The sequence below is a fragment of the Opitutaceae bacterium genome (assembly GCA_041395105.1).
GTDB lineage: Bacteria > Verrucomicrobiota > Verrucomicrobiia > Opitutales > Opitutaceae > B12-G4.
Genome location: JAWLBB010000002.1, coordinates 49,847 through 64,486, shown reverse-complemented (window position 1 = coordinate 64,486; position 14,640 = coordinate 49,847). Strand labels below are relative to the sequence as shown.

Genomic DNA, 14,640 nt, shown 5'->3' with positions numbered 1-14,640 from the left:
GTGAGTCGTTCGGCTTCAGTTGCCGACTTTGATCGTGACGGGCTGGGTCAGGCTGAACTCGAGCATGGTATTGGGCGGGACGACGATGGAGTCGCCCCTTTTGAGGGCTCCGGCGACCGCACCGATCGCGGCGCCTTCCGCGGCGCCGTCACTGCCGTCCACCAGCGCGCCGATGGCGGCCCCGGCGGCCGCTCCGCGGGCCGCGTCCTTGATCGCCCGTTCGCCCGCCTGCTGGAAGGGCGACGAGACGATGGTCACATTGCCACCTGCGAGGGCGATGCGGGTCAGGCGAAGGTCGAGAGTGGAATGGCCGCGGGCCCGGCGTGCCTGGGAGGAACTCTGGACGGTGCCGTAGATGACCGCACCGCCCGGCACAACCTTGACGCCATCGGCATAGAGGTCGTACTCAAGCCGGGTCGTGAACGGGGTACCCGCGGGACTTTGTGAGGAAACACTGTCCTTCATTCGAACGAGCAGCTGGGTGCCGGCGGGAAGCGTCACCTCCCGGGGGACAACCGCCACGGGCTGAGGCGGAGAGGGCGGTGCCGCCTGTGGTGCCGGTGCCGCCGGTGCCGGCGGCGTGCTGAAGGTCAGGGTGGCAATTTCGCTGGTGGCCAGCGTCAGGACATTGCCATAGGCCTCGAATTCGACCGCGGTGGCCGTCCCACCGTGGAATGTGCCGTTCAGCACATTGCCGTTCTTGAGTTCGAGCACGTCGGCTTGGGCGGACATGCCGCCGAGCATCAGCCCGAAGATGGGGATGATTGCGTATTTCTTGATCATGATAGTATTGGATTGAGACATGGGTTGGGAGGGATGCCGGGCCACCTCAAGTGGAACGGGTCGGCCGGTGGCTTCGGTGGAAGTGAAACATAAGGAGGTCGCCCGCTCAACCGGGCTCTGTTGGATTCATGGCAGGGCCTTTCAAATGCGGGCCGTGAATGGCGCGGTGGACCACTCCAGCCGGCTCCCTTGGTTCTCTTGTTTGGGTCATGTGTGGAGCCGCCGATTCAGATCACTCGACCAGTTCGAGGTCGCCGGGCACCCAGGTCTTGTCGAACCACGCTTCCAGCGGGCCGTAGAGGCGCAGGAGGATGTTGTAGCCCTTGCCGGGCATGGTCTGGATCCAGTTGCCTTCGTGGCCGGCTGGCGGCGTCGGCCCGAACCACATGGTGTAGGAGCCGTCGGCGTTGCCCTTTACCGTCGGATTGTTGCTGTCGAGCCCGCCGGTTTTCTGATCGGTTTCCAGAACCGAACGGGTCTGGTTGTCATAGACCATGAAGGACCAGAAATCCTTGGCGGGAACCGGGCCCGGCAATGTGCAGGAGTAGGTCCTGCTGCCGTCGAGGTAGCGGCCTTCCGAGTCATGAGCACCGATCAAGTAGACGGAACCGGTGCCGACCGCCGGCTTGGCCATGGCCGGGGTGATGGCGGTGGCGTAGTAGTGGAACATGATACGGTCATCCAGCACCAGCTCGCCATTGTTCATGAATTCGTGGCTGCCACCCGTGAAACAGGAATACCACTGGCGCTTGCCCGGGTAGAAATAGGCGCTCTCATAGCGGGGCCGGAAGGTGATCGAGCGGGCCGTGGCATTGCCGACGGCCACGCCCTCTTCGAGGATCTTCTTCATCCGGGCGTCCGGCGCGAAGGGTTTGCCCTTCTTGATCCCGATGGCGGCGAACTGACCCACTATTTCAGGATTGAAGGCATCGGCGGGCTCGTACTGGACGACGGCATTCAATTCCTCCCAGAAGTTGTAATCGTTGGCGTGGATCGTATTGATTTTCGCTCCTGAAGCGTTGACCACTTTTCCCTTGGGCGGGTTCGCCAGCTTGGAGAGGGGGAAGATGCGGAACTGGGTCCTCAGTCCCAGCGTGGCCGCTTCCAGGTCGCCGTCCTTGACCAGCGCCCGCAGGAACATCCAGTTGCGGTAGGTGGGGGTATTCACGACGCGATAGCCATCGGGCAGCTCGCCGTGATAATCCGGACCCACAAAGACATACTTGCCGCCTTTGCCCTGATTGGGACCGGTCACGCCAAAGTCCGTCACCCAGCGGAAGAACGCATCGTCCACCGCACCGACGAGGCGCCCGGCGGGGACTTCCACGATGGCCGGCTCCGCCTTGACGTTGATCTCGGCAAAGGCATAGGGCGTGGTCGTCTGAGGCGTCAGAAGCAGACTGCGGGCGTCATAGAGGTCTTCCCACAGCACGAGGTCGCCCGGTTCCGCGCCGGCCTGCTTGAGGCCTTCCAGCATGGCGTAGATGGACGTGGGCGGGATACCGTTGAGAAACGCATCGACGGAGCGGGACAGGTCGAGGAAATCGTAGGTCTTCCTGACCGTGGTCTCACTGGGCATGCCGTCCGTGAAGTCGAGTTCGCCCAACATCCCCGTCTGTACCCGATCAGGGGTGATCAGTCTCGAGGGCACATCGGCCTTATATTTGGGCGGTGCCGCGGAGGCGGCGCCGAGGGTTGCGGACAGGGCTGCGGCTGCGACGAGCAGCCCGGGCAAGGTGTGTTTTACTTTCATGTTGGATCTGGGTTTCATGCTATTTGGCGTGAATGGCTGACGGCGTGGATCCGATCTCATTTTGTATCCCTGGATTTTCCCCAGGCATGAGATCAGACATTCTCATTTTGGGAACAGGAGCGTGATTTGAAAACGCAGTCCCCAATCCGGACCGTTGGCCGGCTTCTCGGCGTAGTATTTCCCGCCGAGCATGAGCGAGACTGGCTTGCCGCCGATCTTCACAAGCTGGCTTATGGTCAGGTTCAGTGGCACGGTCCACTGGCTGTTTATCCAGTCGTAGGTGGACTCCGTGTTGAGGCCGTAGGTGGTTTGCTTCTTGGTCGTGTAGGTGAGGAAGGGCTGGAGGAAGGTGGCATCGACCTCCGCCCGATTGCTGTTGCCGGCGAAAGACCAGAGGTGATTCGCGAGCACGCCGTAGGTCCAGCCGTTTTCCTGTTTCAAGACGAGTGCGGTCGGTCCAGCGCCCCACTTCTCGGTGCCCAGCAGGTCATCGGTGGCGGTCGGGAGCAGGAAGACGGGCCCGACTGCCCAGATCCAGCCGCCGGATGTCGGTTCTTTGGGTGAAAAGAAGAGACTCTGCACCGTGTCTGAAAGACCGGATTGGCTTGATGTATTGATCCACTTGTCCTGGTAAACGTAGGGAACGATCGTCCGTGAGATGAGGTTCCAATCGTCGTTCAGGGTGATGGGAATGACCGGCTGGACATTCAGTTTGTATTGGAGCCCGTCGCCATCCGGACCCGCGCCGAAATCAAAGTTGCTTTGCAGCGGTACGCTGATGAGGGCGGCCACCGGATTGGAAAGCTGCTTGGCCAGTTCCGCCGCCGCCGCGTCCTGGCCGGCGCTGGTGGGCTCGGCCGCAAAGACTGACGTGGCCGCTGTGGCAAATCCTGCGGCTGCGAGCAGCAGCACGGGCATTGAGCGTCTTGCTTTCATCGATTGCATTTGGAGCTAATCCAATTAGCCGATTCAGGTTCGTTAACTGGAAATCCCAAAACTGATAGTAAGGGATAGAACGGGTTCATTTCCCGGCATTTGCGTGCTGCCGGATGAACTTTTCGATCTCTTCGGAGACAACATCAGGCTTGGTCACTACCATCAGATGCCCTGCGCCCGGGATGTCCACGAGCGTGGCGCGATCTCCGAGGTCGGCCTTGAGCAGCCGTCCGTTTTCCGGGGGAGGGGCCTGATCGTTTGCCCCCTGCAGAATAAGGAAGGGTATATTCCCGGCCGGCGCCCACCAGTCGGTGAGTCTGGTGGACATTTCCGCGGTACGCTGAATCGGTCCGGCGTTCGGTGCACGGCTCTGCCTGAGGGCTTCGCCGGCCAACGCCTTGTCGGCCGGATCACCCACCATATATTGCATGGCGTCCAGATAGTCGGCATCGGATGTGCCAGAATCGAAGATCGAGGCCAGGGCTTTCTGCGCATCAGGAGTCGGGGCGACCTTCCCACCTGCAGCGAGCAGAATGACACCTTTGACCAACTCCGGATGGTCGGAGGCGAGCATCCGCGCCACGCGGTTGCCGAATGCATGACCGGCAACCCAAACCGGACCGGCGTCCAATTGTTTGATCACCCCGGCGACATCGTCCGCCAAAGTGTGCAGGGTCACGCCCTCCGCCGTTCCGGTGCTCGCGCCCGCCCCACGCGGATTGATCCGCACCGCACGGTAACCGGACGCATCCAGCGACCGGGCAAGATTCGCGAGGTAATTCACGCTCAGGCTGCCACCCGGCAGCAGGACGACCGTCTCGCCTTTCCCGACACTGAAATACTCCACGGTCGTGTTGCCCACATGGACGAGGTGGGATTCGTCCCCGGGGCCCTCCGCAGCCGGAGCCGGGCAGAGAATTCCGGACAGGCCCAGGATGGCGGCCAGCAGTGCAGGCAGATGGTGTGTCGACTTCACAATCAAGTAGCCGTTGGTTGATTACCTGCCTGCGCCCGCGGTCGCCTTGCGACTGCGGGCGCAGTTCGTCAAATCACTTCACCAGTTCGAAGTCGCCGGGCCTCCAGGTCTGGTCGAACCACGCCTGCTCCGGTCCGTAGAGGCGCATGAGGACGTTCCAACCCTTGCCGGGAACCGTCTGCACCCAATTGGATTCGTGTCCTTTCGGTGGGGTCGGCCCGAAGTAGAGATCCACCGAGGTATCGGCGTTGATGACCACGTCTTTCCGCTGGCTGCTGATACTGGGGAACTGTTGGTCGGTTTGCAGCATGGAGCGGGTTTGGTTGTCATAAACCACGAAGGACCAGAAGTCTCTCGCGGGGATGCCGGCAGGCAGACGGATTCGGTAGTTCTTGCTGCCATCGAGCGGATTGCCTTCCGCATCCGTGGTGGCGGCGGCGTATTGCGATCCAACTCCCACCATTTTCATGGCCATGGCCGGGGTGATTCCCGTCGCGTAGTAATGGAACAGGACCCGTCCCTCCAGGTTGCGCACGCCCGGCTCCAGCAGGAATTCGTAGCTGCCCCCATGGAAGTTGGTGAACCATTGGCGGTCATCGAAATAATAGACGCCCTCCAGGCGGGGCCGGAAGGAAAGCGCCCGGGCGGTGGCGTTGGCCACGGCCACCGCGTCGGTCAGAATCGCCTTCATCCGGGGAGATGGGGCAAACTCCTTGCCCTTCTGGATGCCGATGGAGGCCAACAGGCCCAGGGTCTCCGGATCCGAGGCCTCATTTGGCTCGTACTGGACGATGGCATTCACTTCTTCGAAGAATCCAAAATCGTTGGCGTGGATGGTGTTGAATGCCTTGCCGGAGACGTTGATGAATTCCATCGGTGGTGGGTTGTCGGCGTCCTTCAACGAATATACCCGGTAGTATTTTCTCGTATTCTTGAGGGCGGTGGCCGTGCTCCCATTGTCGAGAAAACCCCGGTAAAACATCAGGTTGCCGTAAGTCTTCGAGCGCAGCACGTGGTAGCCTTCCGGGATATCACCTTCGTATCCGGGAGGAAGCAGGAGATACTTGCCGCCCTTGCCCCGGTCGGGACCGGCGTTGCCGAAGTCGCCCACATATTTGAACCAGTGGTCATCAATGATGCCGAGCACATTGGGCGGGGTTTCGATGACCAGGGGTCCCTCGCTGGTGTCATACCAGGCCATGTGGTAGATGCTCTCCGTGTTGGGGGTGAGATAGAGTGACCTGGAGTCCATCAGGTCTTCCATGATGATCACCGTTTGGTTGTTGTCCGCCCCCTGGGTGGCCCAACCGGTGCGAAAGGCTTCCGCCGAGGCTCCCGGCACGGCATTGAGGAACGCCTTTACGCCATTGATGAAGTCCAGGTTGTCGTAAACCAGCTGCGTGGTGGCGTCGTCGGGATACCCGTCGAAAAATGACAGCGTGCCGATGCGGGTCGAAACATAGTCCGGCGTGATGATCGACTCGGGGATGTCCGTCGTCATCTTCATTTTCGGCGGCTCGGCGGCCCAGGTGGTTGCCGTCACCGCGCTGACGAACAGAGCGGCGAGGAAATTTTGTTTGCGTATGGTATTCATGATTTCGATATCCGGGATTGAATGTGAGCGGGCACAGGAAACGGACTTCCTTTGGGGATCACTCTTTCAATGACCGCCATTAGCTCGGGTTCATTAAGTGGTTTGAGGAGATAGTCCATGGCTCCAAGGGCCCGCACCCGCGCCTCGTTACCCGGCTGGTCGTGCCCGGTGATGACGATTACGGGGAACGGCATGCGCTGTCCGGCAAGACACTCGAGCAGGTCGAACCCGCTCATGATTGGCATGTGCAGGTCCAGCAGGAGGCAATCGGGCAATCTTGAAGCGCAGAACTCAAGCAGGCTCCGGCCGTCCGTAAAGGCCGTCACCTCGAGTCCATGGGTCCTGAGAAGACGGCTCAGGGCTTTGCCCATCTGCGGCTCGTCGTCCAGGATGGCTATAAGTGGCGAGGTTTGGAACACAGGTCCGCATCCTGTCACGGGAACGGCTTTCTGTCTATTGCACCTTGGTTCAATGGAAGAGTGAACCCCGCAGGGAACGTCGTCACGGGTCATCAGTGAGCGGCAATCGGTCGGTCGGCTGCGGACCGGGCCCCTGATCGCGACTACGGATCCCTGATCACCGGCCTGCTCAGGCCCAGGCGTTCGCCGGCACGCACCAGGTCAGCCAGTGACTCGACACCCATCTTCTTCATGACCCGGGCGCGGTGAACCTTGATCGTCTGTTCGCCAGTTCCCAACTCGGCGGCAATCTGCTTGTTCAGGTGTCCGGCAACCACATACCGCATTACTTCGGCCTCACGGGGCGTCAGTCGGCCGTGCCGCTGTCGCAGATGGGCTGCCTCCGCTATCCGCTCGTGCTGCTCCTCCGCGCGTTGCAGGGCTGCACGCACTGCGTTCAGGAGGGCTTCGTCGTTGACCGGTTTGGTGAGGAAGTCCACGGCACCGGCCTTGATGGCCTGGACCGTCATGGGTATGTCACCGCGACCCGTGAGAAACACAATCGGCAGAAGGATTCCGGAGTGTGAGAGCCGTTCCTGGAGTTCGAGGCCATCAAGGTCCGGCATTGCAATGTCCAGGACCAGGCAACCGGATTCATCCTCGCGATACGAATCAAGGAAGGCTTTCGCTGAAGGGAAAGCACGTACCTTGAATCCCTCCGCCCCGAGCAGTCTCGAGAGGGCCTTGCGCATTCCGGGTTCGTCGTCGACGAGAAAGACTGTGGGAGTGGAGGGTGGCATCGGTGGCTGGATGAGCGGACGTTCGGGAGTCAAGTGTTTTGGGTGCGGAACGCTGCAGACGGCGTTTTAGACGCCTGCGAACAGGCAATCCGCCCAGTCGCCGAAAGCGCTTCTGCGCACAGGTGTCTCCGTCAACTGGTTCACGTCAGTCTCGGGTTTGGCGGCCGGATTGTCGAGCGACTTGAGTTTTCCATTGGGAATCCGGACTGCCTTCCGGGCGGCTTCGGATTCGGAAACATACCCGGTTGCGGGAGCCCTTGGCGGAGCTGTCACCGGGTTCCCGCACCGACAGGGTCTCTTCGGAAATCATATCGCCGCAACAAGACAGGCCCGATCGTTTATCCGGTCTCCGCCCGCGCCGTCTCCACGGCCGGCAGCTCCAGGCAGAAGACCGCTCCGCCACCGTCCGGTGTCTCCGCCCACAATCGTCCCTTGTGTGCCCTGATGATCGAGCGGCAGATGGAGAGGCCGAGACCCAGCCCCTGCTCTTTGGTCGTGTAGAACGATTCAAATACGCTTTCCAGGTCCGCCGGAAGCCCGCATCCGGTGTCCGAGACCGAGATCCGGACCTGGTTGTCGTGGTGCGATGTTGCCAGGGTGAGATGCTTTCCGGAGACCGGGTTGTCGGTCATGGCATCACAGCTGTTGCGGACCAGGTTGAGGAGGACCTGCTGGAGCTGGATACTGTCGGCCATGACCTTGGGCCGAACCCCGGACAGGTTGCGGCGCACGGTGACCCCCTGCTCAATAAGGTCGCTGCGCGCGAGCTGGAGGACTTCGTCAATGGTGTCGTTGACACTGAGGCAGCGAAGACTGGTTTCCCCGTGCTTGAGCAAAGAGCGCAGCTTCTGGATGATCTGGCCGGCACGCTGGTCTTCGGAAACGATGTCGTTAAGAATATCGCGGGCTTCGCTCAGATCCGGGGGGTCCTGCGCGAGGAAACGCAGGGCGGCCTGGGCGTTGGTCAGGATGATGGCCAGTGGCTGGTTGAGTTCGTGCGCCAGCGAACCCGACAGCTCGCTCACCGTGGAAACTCGGGAGAGATGGGCCAGCTCACTCCGTTGCTGCTCGATCTCGCGCTCGGATCGTCTGCGTTCCGTGATGTCGACAACAACGCCGGTCATCGATGTGGATTCACTTCCGGGATCGGTGGCGACCTCACCGCGGGCGGCAATCCAGCGCACCTCGCCGTCGGGGCGCATGATGCGGTACTCCGTGTCATAAATACCCTGGTGATCTCTCGCTTCGGCCAGCGCCGCCTCGATCACGGGTCTGTCTTCCGGGTGGAGTCGCTCGAGCCACATCTCGTAGGTGAGGGCCGTTTCCGGAGGAAACCCGAAGAGATCCCTGGCGCGCCGCGTGGCCCACATGGTGTTCTCCTGCGTATTCCAGAACCACAGTCCAAGGTTGGCGGCCTCGGCCGCCAGATCCAGCCGGCGTTCGCTCTCGCGCAGGGCGGTTTCCGACTCGGCGCGGAGGATGGCGTTGGCAAACAAGTCGCCCACGATGCGTTGCCGCTGGATGATCTGTGGCGGCACCGACTGTTCTTTCCGGAATGAACCCAGGCTGAAAACCCCGACCGGCTGCCCGCCCATCATGATGGAAACATCGAAGGAGGACTTGATGCCGTACCGTAGATAGGTGGCGCGATCGACGCTGGCTTCGGGAGGAAAGTCGTCGATGGTGCGGATATGGGTGTCCCGCCCGGCGGACAGTTCCCGTGCCTTCCAGGGGAAGTCCTTCTCCGTCAGGTTGGACGGCATCCCGGGAAACCCAGGTTTGTTCCAGACATAAGCGACCAGTCCCGTTCCCCCGCCGAAGAGCAGCGAGTACACCGCGATCTCGAATCCGAGAAGATCTGCGACTCGCCCCATGGCCGCGATGATGACTTCTTCCACCTTGGCGGCGGGCGCATGCATCAGTGTGGCGGAAAGCTCGGTGACCATGCGCTCAAACTGCAATTGGTCGCTCAACTCGGCGCGGCTGGTCAGCAGACGGGACTCGCTTGTCCGCAGTTCCTGCACCAGTTGTCCCGAGCGCAGGAGATCCCGGCTCAACTCCAAACCCATGACCAGGACGATGGCGAGAAACGGCAGGCTGATGAAATACGGCGACTGGATCACCTGGTTGTCCACCAGGGCGCTGTATCCGGTTGCCAGGAGAATGAAGCCCAGGATGGAGCCGCCCACCCTCGTGGCGCGCCGACGTTCCCCGGGATCTCCTCTGCGCCACAATCTAGCGGTCGCGTCCGCGACATATAGAACGAGGAAGAGCGCGCAGAGCTGATCGACGTGTATCCAGAAATTGGTTGTATAGGCGGCAGCCACTGAAATGGTTTCCCCGAGGAAATCCATTTGTCGCAGCGCGGTGATGTCGCGCTGGATGATGTTCGCCCCTGTAGCGAAGTTGAGGGCCAAGGCCAGGATCTGCAGCGACACGGCCGACCAGCCGAGCCATTTTCGGCCGTTCCCGAAGCTGGCCTGGACGAAGCCGACGAGGGCGATCACAACCACGGCGACGGCCAGGTAGGTCCAGCGGACGGTGGAGCCAAGCTCCTCCGGTGTGGCTGACCGCATCATCATCAGTTCACCGGCCGCGATGCCGGCCACTCCGGTGGCGGCCAGCCCGAATGCCAGGTTGGCCCACGAGGCCCGGTGTCTCGACCAGACAAGCACATGCATGGCCGCAAGCGTCAGGCACGCCGATGCAACCATGGACCAGATTGCGGTGACCCAGCTCATGGTCGGGATTGAGATCGGGTGTCCGTCGCCATGGGGTCATTCGGAATGTGCCAGCGCCCAGATGATTTCCGCGACTTCTGCCGCGGTCAATCCCGTCGTGTCGATCGGTCTGCCGATGTCGCCGACCCGGGCGGCCTCATCCTGGATGCGGGTGAGCTCAACATGGCGCTTGAGCTCCCAATCGAGTGAATTCCGCCCGCGCCGCCGCACTCGTGCTTCATGTTCGGCCGGGTCACAGATCAGGCGGAAACTGCGCAGGTCCGGGTCCAACGGCCTCAGCAGGTCCTTGAGTTGCCGCAGCTGGGCCGCGTTTTCGAAGATGTAGTTGATGACAATGTCAGGGTAGCCGCTTTCCCGGTGGAATCGGACCAGCAGTTCCAGCGTGCGGTGCAGGTGGAGGGTTCGCGTTTCGTCGTAGATCTCAAAAGGGTGGACCGCTCCGATGTGATCGCCGTCCAAATGGACGGACTTCTCAAACTTCCAATGCAGTTCCTCGGCCACGCTGGATTTGCCGACTCCGAGTGCGCCGTTGATGATGATGATCATGTCCTATTCGTAGCTGATATTGATGCTTCCCACCAGGGGAAGGGTTCCGGAAACATTGAGGATGTGATCGGTCCGGGAAAAGACGATACGGATGAGGTATTTCTTGCCCGTATCTTCCGGTTGATCCGGGGCTGATGCGGAGGGCGGCGGAACGAGCCGGTAGTGGTATTCGAGGATGGTGCCGCCGTCGTCATCGCCCTCTTCAAGATAGGGCGCTCCGAGGGTGGCGACGATGTCCGGCTTCTTCGGTGCCCGAAAGTTCCATTCGGGCGCATCGCTTTCCTCGATGTCGAGAACAGCCCTGCGACCGGCGGTGTCGATCTTCAGCTGACCCAGCGACTTGATCGTCATGAGGATGGCATCCTTCGGGATCAGGGTGAAGTATTCCTCGCCCAGGTGAAACCCCGTGAGTTTGCCTTCAACGAATCCCAGGCTTACGGAAAGGTCGAAATCGGGAGGTTCCTGTGGAATCTCCGGGTAGAGCTTTTCAAAGATGAGGGTCCAGACGACCCCGTCCCCGGTGGATTCACGGGTGGTCGGCGGCAGACCGAGCAACCACATGTCCTGCTCGAGCATGACGGGATTCAGGCAGGTGATGGTGAGTCCATCCGAACGGTCGACGGTGAAGTTCTGATCGAACTCAACCAGTTGGTTCTTCAACTCAAGCAGGCGCAGGAAGACACATCCGCTGGTCGAAAAGACGGCAAGGCAGACCAATCCCCAAACGATCATTCTCCACGGTTTGAAGTGTGTCGCCTTGCGCGGAGCTCTGTTTTCTGTCAGATCTTCGACCATGGGGAAGTCACCGGCCTCGATCAGGTTCAGCCGGTTGGGTCCCGAGCATGGACCCGATCTCTGTGAATTCTACAACAATTTGAGTCGGGCCTCGCTTCGCACCTTCCGGCCGCTCGGGACGAAGACGACCATCCGGGTATGCCGTGCCATCGCCCGCGACAACCAACCGGACCGGGACATCAAGTTTGACCGGGTGGCCTGGTGTTCGGGCATCATCGTGGGATGGGGTTTCCTCTGGCACCTGGATTCAGCGGAGCCTGATCTCGGCCTGGGTGTGGCCGACGATTTTCAGGGTAGGGGAATCGGAACCCGACTGGTCCGGGAGGTCATGGCGGAAGCGAAGAGGCGAGAGGTGGAGAGGGTGTGCCTCATCGTGGTGAAGGAGAATGAATGGGCCCAGAAGATCTACCAGCGGGTTGGCTTTCAGGTGCGGGGCGAATTCGTCGACGATTCGGACGGCCTCACCTATTACAGAATGTCGGCCGAGGTCGGCAAAGTTGATGCAGGCGAATGAATGCGGTCAGGCGGACACAGGCGGGCGACCAACCGGTCGGAGCGGGGTGGTTGGATTTACCGGATTCCCAAGGCTTCCAGAAACGATTCGGCGATAATCATGTGACCGGTCTTGTTCGGGTGCACACGGTCGCCGGCCAGCGACTGTGAGGGGCAATGGGCAAGCACGCGGTCAAAGGCGGCCTGGAGGTCGACAAAGACAGCGTCATAGTCCGCGGCCAGGCGGCGAACCACCGCCCCGTAGGCATCCATCTGAATCCGCATCGCGTCCTCCGGGCGGGGTTCGATGAAATAGGGAGTCATCAGGACAAGACCGTCGAGTCCGGGACGGGTGCGGTCGAGCAACCCGCGGTAGACTTCCTCGTAACGGTCGATGGCAACCTGATTCGGGTTGAGGGCATTGTCAAAGTGCCGCCAGACATCGTTGATTCCAATGAGAATGGAGAGCCAGTTGGGGTGAAGCGCGATGACGTCTTCATCCCATCGGATCTGGAGGTCGATGACCCGGTTGCCGCTGACCCCGGTATTCAGCACCCGGACTTTCTTTTCGGGCTGCCGCACCGCGAGGAGGCCGTTGACGAAGGCAACATAGCCCTCGCCGAGACCGTCGCGTTCGCCGACCGGCCGGGCCCGGCCGCAGTCGGTGATCGAGTCGCCGTTGAATAGCAGGGTGGAACCGTCAGAAAGCGTCTTCATCGCTCTGGGTGGTAGGCTATTTGCCGCCGATTGCAATCTCCACTGTTCAATCCGAATGCATGGGCGTGGCTGTCATCCACCTGCGACCAGGATTCAGTTAAGGGGTCAACCGTTACTGCCTGATATTCTATTGGTGTCAGGATGAGCCCTATTTCCGGCCAGGCTGGGCAGACCGAAAGGCTTCCATCCGTCCTCAACAAACAACCAGGGATGACCCGTCGGAGCCGTGGACTTCCGGGCCCTGCCTGGATACGCATCCGGTCAGGACCAACAGGCAGGCGAGCAGTGGAGTCGATACCCAGACTTTCACCGTCAATTCAACGAACCGACCAGCTTCTGGAGAGTCCGGGATCTGGTCCGGTGACCGTGTCAGCTTTCTTTAGCTCAGGCGCGACGCGAACCTCCGATGGCGCAGGAGAGGCAATTTGACGGAATAGAAATTGAATTTCTGACCGCCGAGGGAGGCTTCATACATGGCGCCGGGGCCGAATTCTGAACCGGAGCCGGGAGACAGCCTCTGGTGAATGACTGGTATCATGGTGCAGGTGATCAGGTTCGGTGCGCGTCGAGTTCAATCGGGATCGAACGGCGTGCCGGTCTTGAGCCCAAGGCGCTCGAAACGCGCAAAGGCGGTGACTTCACGAAGGCTGCCGGTCTGTTTGGTGAAACTGGGATCTTTCAGCACCAGGCTGACCCAGCGGAGGTAGTCCACGCCGGTGAGCTTGCCCGGACCACGGACCTTCTCCATGCCGGCAAAGTCGGACTCGGACGGCACGATGTCGGCCCCGACGAATCCGTCGGGCAGCTTGCCGCTCCAGTTCGGGCCGATCAGCAACCGCCGGAGGGAGCCGGGCGCACTGAACTGGCTGCCGATCATGTGCCACCAGCGCGAGTAGTTGTCGTGAAGTTGGACGTTCCAATTATGATCCTTGATTCCGGGGACGATGATGACCTCGGGTTCCTTCGCCTCAGCGGGAGTGAGCTTCTCTTCGGCGCTTTCCAGGTTTTCATTTTCTCCAGATCCGGGGCATAGACCCGCAGGACCATGTTCATATCCGGATCCTTCCGTTCGATCGGGCGCCGGTTCTCGTCCGGTACGCCCCCGGGTGGCTCAGCGGCGATGACAAAAGGGATGCCTCCGTTCCCGTCGAGCTTGTAACCGGCGTTCTCGCCGACTCTGTATTTCTTGCGGTCATTCGGCCGAAATGGGTCGCCCGGAGGTGGTGAGCGTCAACCCACCACTGAGTTGTCAGGTCGACCCGTTATCGAATGACTAGGGCTTGTAGTTGGTCATGCCTGGTCCGGTCTTGTCATAGACGTTGAAGAACTCGTCCGGCATGATGGTGGCGACTCCGCCTTCCGGCCTCTCGATCAGATCCTCCTCCAGCGTCTTGACCCGCACCTTCCAGCCCTCCGGGAGCTTCCGGTAAACGCCTGGCAAGGCGGCCAGGAATTCATCATACGTATATTGCGGTTCGAGGCCCAACTCGAACCCCTTCATGATCCAGGTGTTGCCTTCAGCATCGTCAAGGAGAATCACGGTCCTGCCCTTGTTCCAACCCAACCCACTGTCCCGGGCGATAGTCACGGGCGTGTAGGGCGGCATGTCACCGACGCTGGTGTTGTTGCCCATGTTCAGTTGGGCGACCCACGCGGCTGCAAGACCGTTGAAATCTCTTTCGACCCCGACATCGATTTCCACCCAATCGGGAAGGGAGAGTTTCGGGCCGTTCAAGGACGCACCGAGGACGCCGTATTGCCTCTTGATGTGATCGAAATCGAGGCCCTCGAGCAGCGCTTGCGGGGCAGTGTCTTTCGACGCCGGGATGCCCTTTGCCGTGTTCATGCTGTTGTAGACGGCGGCGACTATGTTCCCCGTGCCTGCCTCGCGGCCCACAAGGAAGATTTCGATGAATCGCACCTGGTGTACATCATCCACACGATCGAACTTGGCATCGGCGCCGTCGCTCAGTACCGCAGGTTGCTCAGGGGCGGCGGGTGGCGTTGTATCTTGTCGTGCGCAACTCGACAGTAAGGCTGCCGAAAGGGGGAGCGCTAGCAAGTTCACTTTCATCGTTCTCATATTCTGTCTCCTTTTGAATTCGTCGG

General features: G+C 60.8%; 16 protein-coding genes. 1 reads left to right on the top strand and 15 read right to left on the bottom strand.

Annotated elements, in window-relative coordinates; all coding sequences use genetic code 11:
* Window positions 1–15: 15 nt before the first annotated feature.
* The 11 genes from R3F07_07060 to R3F07_07010 all read right to left on the bottom strand — a co-directional run bounded on the left by R3F07_07060 (window position 16) and on the right by R3F07_07010 (window position 11,259).
* Window positions 16–783 (bottom strand): YMGG-like glycine zipper-containing protein, encoded by a 768-nt coding sequence (locus R3F07_07060; GenBank protein MEZ5276119.1) that lies wholly within the window; start codon window positions 781–783, stop codon window positions 16–18.
* Window positions 784–1,015: 232 nt separating this feature from the next.
* Complete coding sequence (locus R3F07_07055; protein ID MEZ5276118.1) at window positions 1,016–2,536, bottom strand: DUF1254 domain-containing protein; 1,521 nt, start codon at window positions 2,534–2,536, stop codon at window positions 1,016–1,018.
* Between the two features lie 102 nt (window positions 2,537–2,638).
* Complete coding sequence (locus tag R3F07_07050; protein ID MEZ5276117.1) at window positions 2,639–3,472, bottom strand: hypothetical protein; 834 nt, start codon at window positions 3,470–3,472, stop codon at window positions 2,639–2,641.
* A gap of 85 nt (window positions 3,473–3,557) precedes the next feature.
* Window positions 3,558–4,448, bottom strand: a complete 891-nt coding sequence (locus R3F07_07045) for an alpha/beta hydrolase (GenBank protein ID MEZ5276116.1) — start codon at window positions 4,446–4,448, stop codon at window positions 3,558–3,560.
* Between the two features lie 73 nt (window positions 4,449–4,521).
* A complete protein-coding gene (locus R3F07_07040) occupies window positions 4,522–6,042 on the bottom strand; it encodes a DUF1254 domain-containing protein (protein MEZ5276115.1) in 1,521 nt (506 codons plus the stop codon).
* Window positions 6,039–6,554 carry a response regulator gene (locus R3F07_07035; protein MEZ5276114.1) on the bottom strand — a complete coding sequence of 172 codons (516 nt, stop codon included), beginning with the start codon at window positions 6,552–6,554 and terminating at the stop codon, window positions 6,039–6,041. The genes R3F07_07040 and R3F07_07035 overlap by 4 nt, the downstream gene beginning before the upstream one ends.
* A 50-nt stretch (window positions 6,555–6,604) precedes the next feature.
* A complete protein-coding gene (locus tag R3F07_07030) occupies window positions 6,605–7,240 on the bottom strand; it encodes a response regulator transcription factor (GenBank protein ID MEZ5276113.1) in 636 nt (211 codons plus the stop codon).
* Window positions 7,241–7,306: 66 nt separating this feature from the next.
* Window positions 7,307–7,513, bottom strand: a complete 207-nt coding sequence (locus R3F07_07025) for a hypothetical protein (protein MEZ5276112.1) — start codon at window positions 7,511–7,513, stop codon at window positions 7,307–7,309.
* A gap of 65 nt (window positions 7,514–7,578) precedes the next feature.
* The gene (locus R3F07_07020) at window positions 7,579–9,981 is read right to left on the bottom strand and encodes an ATP-binding protein (GenBank protein MEZ5276111.1); all 2,403 of its coding nucleotides are present in this window, start codon (window positions 9,979–9,981) and stop codon (window positions 7,579–7,581) included.
* 36 nt (window positions 9,982–10,017) lie between these two features.
* A complete protein-coding gene (locus R3F07_07015) occupies window positions 10,018–10,527 on the bottom strand; it encodes a hypothetical protein (protein MEZ5276110.1) in 510 nt (169 codons plus the stop codon).
* A gap of 3 nt (window positions 10,528–10,530) precedes the next feature.
* Window positions 10,531–11,259 carry a hypothetical protein gene (locus R3F07_07010; protein ID MEZ5276109.1) on the bottom strand — a complete coding sequence of 243 codons (729 nt, stop codon included), beginning with the start codon at window positions 11,257–11,259 and terminating at the stop codon, window positions 10,531–10,533.
* Between the two features lie 61 nt (window positions 11,260–11,320).
* Between R3F07_07010 and R3F07_07005 the strand changes: the two genes are divergently transcribed.
* The gene (locus R3F07_07005) at window positions 11,321–11,836 is read left to right on the top strand and encodes a GNAT family N-acetyltransferase (GenBank protein MEZ5276108.1); all 516 of its coding nucleotides are present in this window, start codon (window positions 11,321–11,323) and stop codon (window positions 11,834–11,836) included.
* Between the two features lie 56 nt (window positions 11,837–11,892).
* On the opposite strand, the gene R3F07_07000 is transcribed toward R3F07_07005, so the two are convergent.
* The 4 genes from R3F07_07000 to R3F07_06985 all read right to left on the bottom strand — a co-directional run bounded on the left by R3F07_07000 (window position 11,893) and on the right by R3F07_06985 (window position 14,605).
* On the bottom strand, window positions 11,893–12,531 hold the full coding sequence (locus R3F07_07000) for an SGNH/GDSL hydrolase family protein (protein ID MEZ5276107.1): 639 nt from the start codon (window positions 12,529–12,531) through the stop codon (window positions 11,893–11,895).
* Between the two features lie 379 nt (window positions 12,532–12,910).
* The gene (locus R3F07_06995; protein ID MEZ5276106.1) at window positions 12,911–13,069 is read right to left on the bottom strand and encodes a hypothetical protein; all 159 of its coding nucleotides are present in this window, start codon (window positions 13,067–13,069) and stop codon (window positions 12,911–12,913) included.
* A gap of 33 nt (window positions 13,070–13,102) precedes the next feature.
* Window positions 13,103–13,534, bottom strand: a complete 432-nt coding sequence (locus tag R3F07_06990; GenBank protein ID MEZ5276105.1) for a DUF1254 domain-containing protein — start codon at window positions 13,532–13,534, stop codon at window positions 13,103–13,105.
* Window positions 13,535–13,804: 270 nt separating this feature from the next.
* Window positions 13,805–14,605, bottom strand: coding sequence for a hypothetical protein (locus tag R3F07_06985; GenBank protein ID MEZ5276104.1), 801 nt, complete (start codon window positions 14,603–14,605; stop codon window positions 13,805–13,807).
* Between the last annotated feature and the right edge of the window lie 35 nt (window positions 14,606–14,640).

What these genes read in the sequence shown, in the direction of transcription:
- R3F07_07060 (MEZ5276119.1), bottom strand. Translation starts at nt 783, where the DNA reads ATGATCAAGAAATACGCAATCATCCCCATCTTCGGGCTGATGCTCGGC.
- R3F07_07055 (MEZ5276118.1), bottom strand. Translation starts at nt 2,536, where the DNA reads ATGAAAGTAAAACACACCTTGCCCGGGCTGCTCGTCGCAGCCGCAGCC.
- R3F07_07050 (MEZ5276117.1), bottom strand. Translation starts at nt 3,472, where the DNA reads ATGAAAGCAAGACGCTCAATGCCCGTGCTGCTGCTCGCAGCCGCAGGA.
- R3F07_07040 (MEZ5276115.1), bottom strand. Translation starts at nt 6,042, where the DNA reads ATGAATACCATACGCAAACAAAATTTCCTCGCCGCTCTGTTCGTCAGC.
- R3F07_07035 (MEZ5276114.1), bottom strand. Translation starts at nt 6,554, where the DNA reads ATGACCCGTGACGACGTTCCCTGCGGGGTTCACTCTTCCATTGAACCA.
- R3F07_07030 (MEZ5276113.1), bottom strand. Translation starts at nt 7,240, where the DNA reads ATGCCACCCTCCACTCCCACAGTCTTTCTCGTCGACGACGAACCCGGA.
- R3F07_07020 (MEZ5276111.1), bottom strand. Translation starts at nt 9,981, where the DNA reads ATGAGCTGGGTCACCGCAATCTGGTCCATGGTTGCATCGGCGTGCCTG.
- R3F07_07015 (MEZ5276110.1), bottom strand. Translation starts at nt 10,527, where the DNA reads ATGATCATCATCATCAACGGCGCACTCGGAGTCGGCAAATCCAGCGTG.
- R3F07_07010 (MEZ5276109.1), bottom strand. Translation starts at nt 11,259, where the DNA reads ATGATCGTTTGGGGATTGGTCTGCCTTGCCGTCTTTTCGACCAGCGGA.
- R3F07_07005 (MEZ5276108.1), top strand. Translation starts at nt 11,321, where the DNA reads ATGGGGAAGTCACCGGCCTCGATCAGGTTCAGCCGGTTGGGTCCCGAG.
- R3F07_07000 (MEZ5276107.1), bottom strand. Translation starts at nt 12,531, where the DNA reads ATGAAGACGCTTTCTGACGGTTCCACCCTGCTATTCAACGGCGACTCG.
- R3F07_06995 (MEZ5276106.1), bottom strand. Translation starts at nt 13,069, where the DNA reads ATGATACCAGTCATTCACCAGAGGCTGTCTCCCGGCTCCGGTTCAGAA.
- R3F07_06985 (MEZ5276104.1), bottom strand. Translation starts at nt 14,605, where the DNA reads ATGAAAGTGAACTTGCTAGCGCTCCCCCTTTCGGCAGCCTTACTGTCG.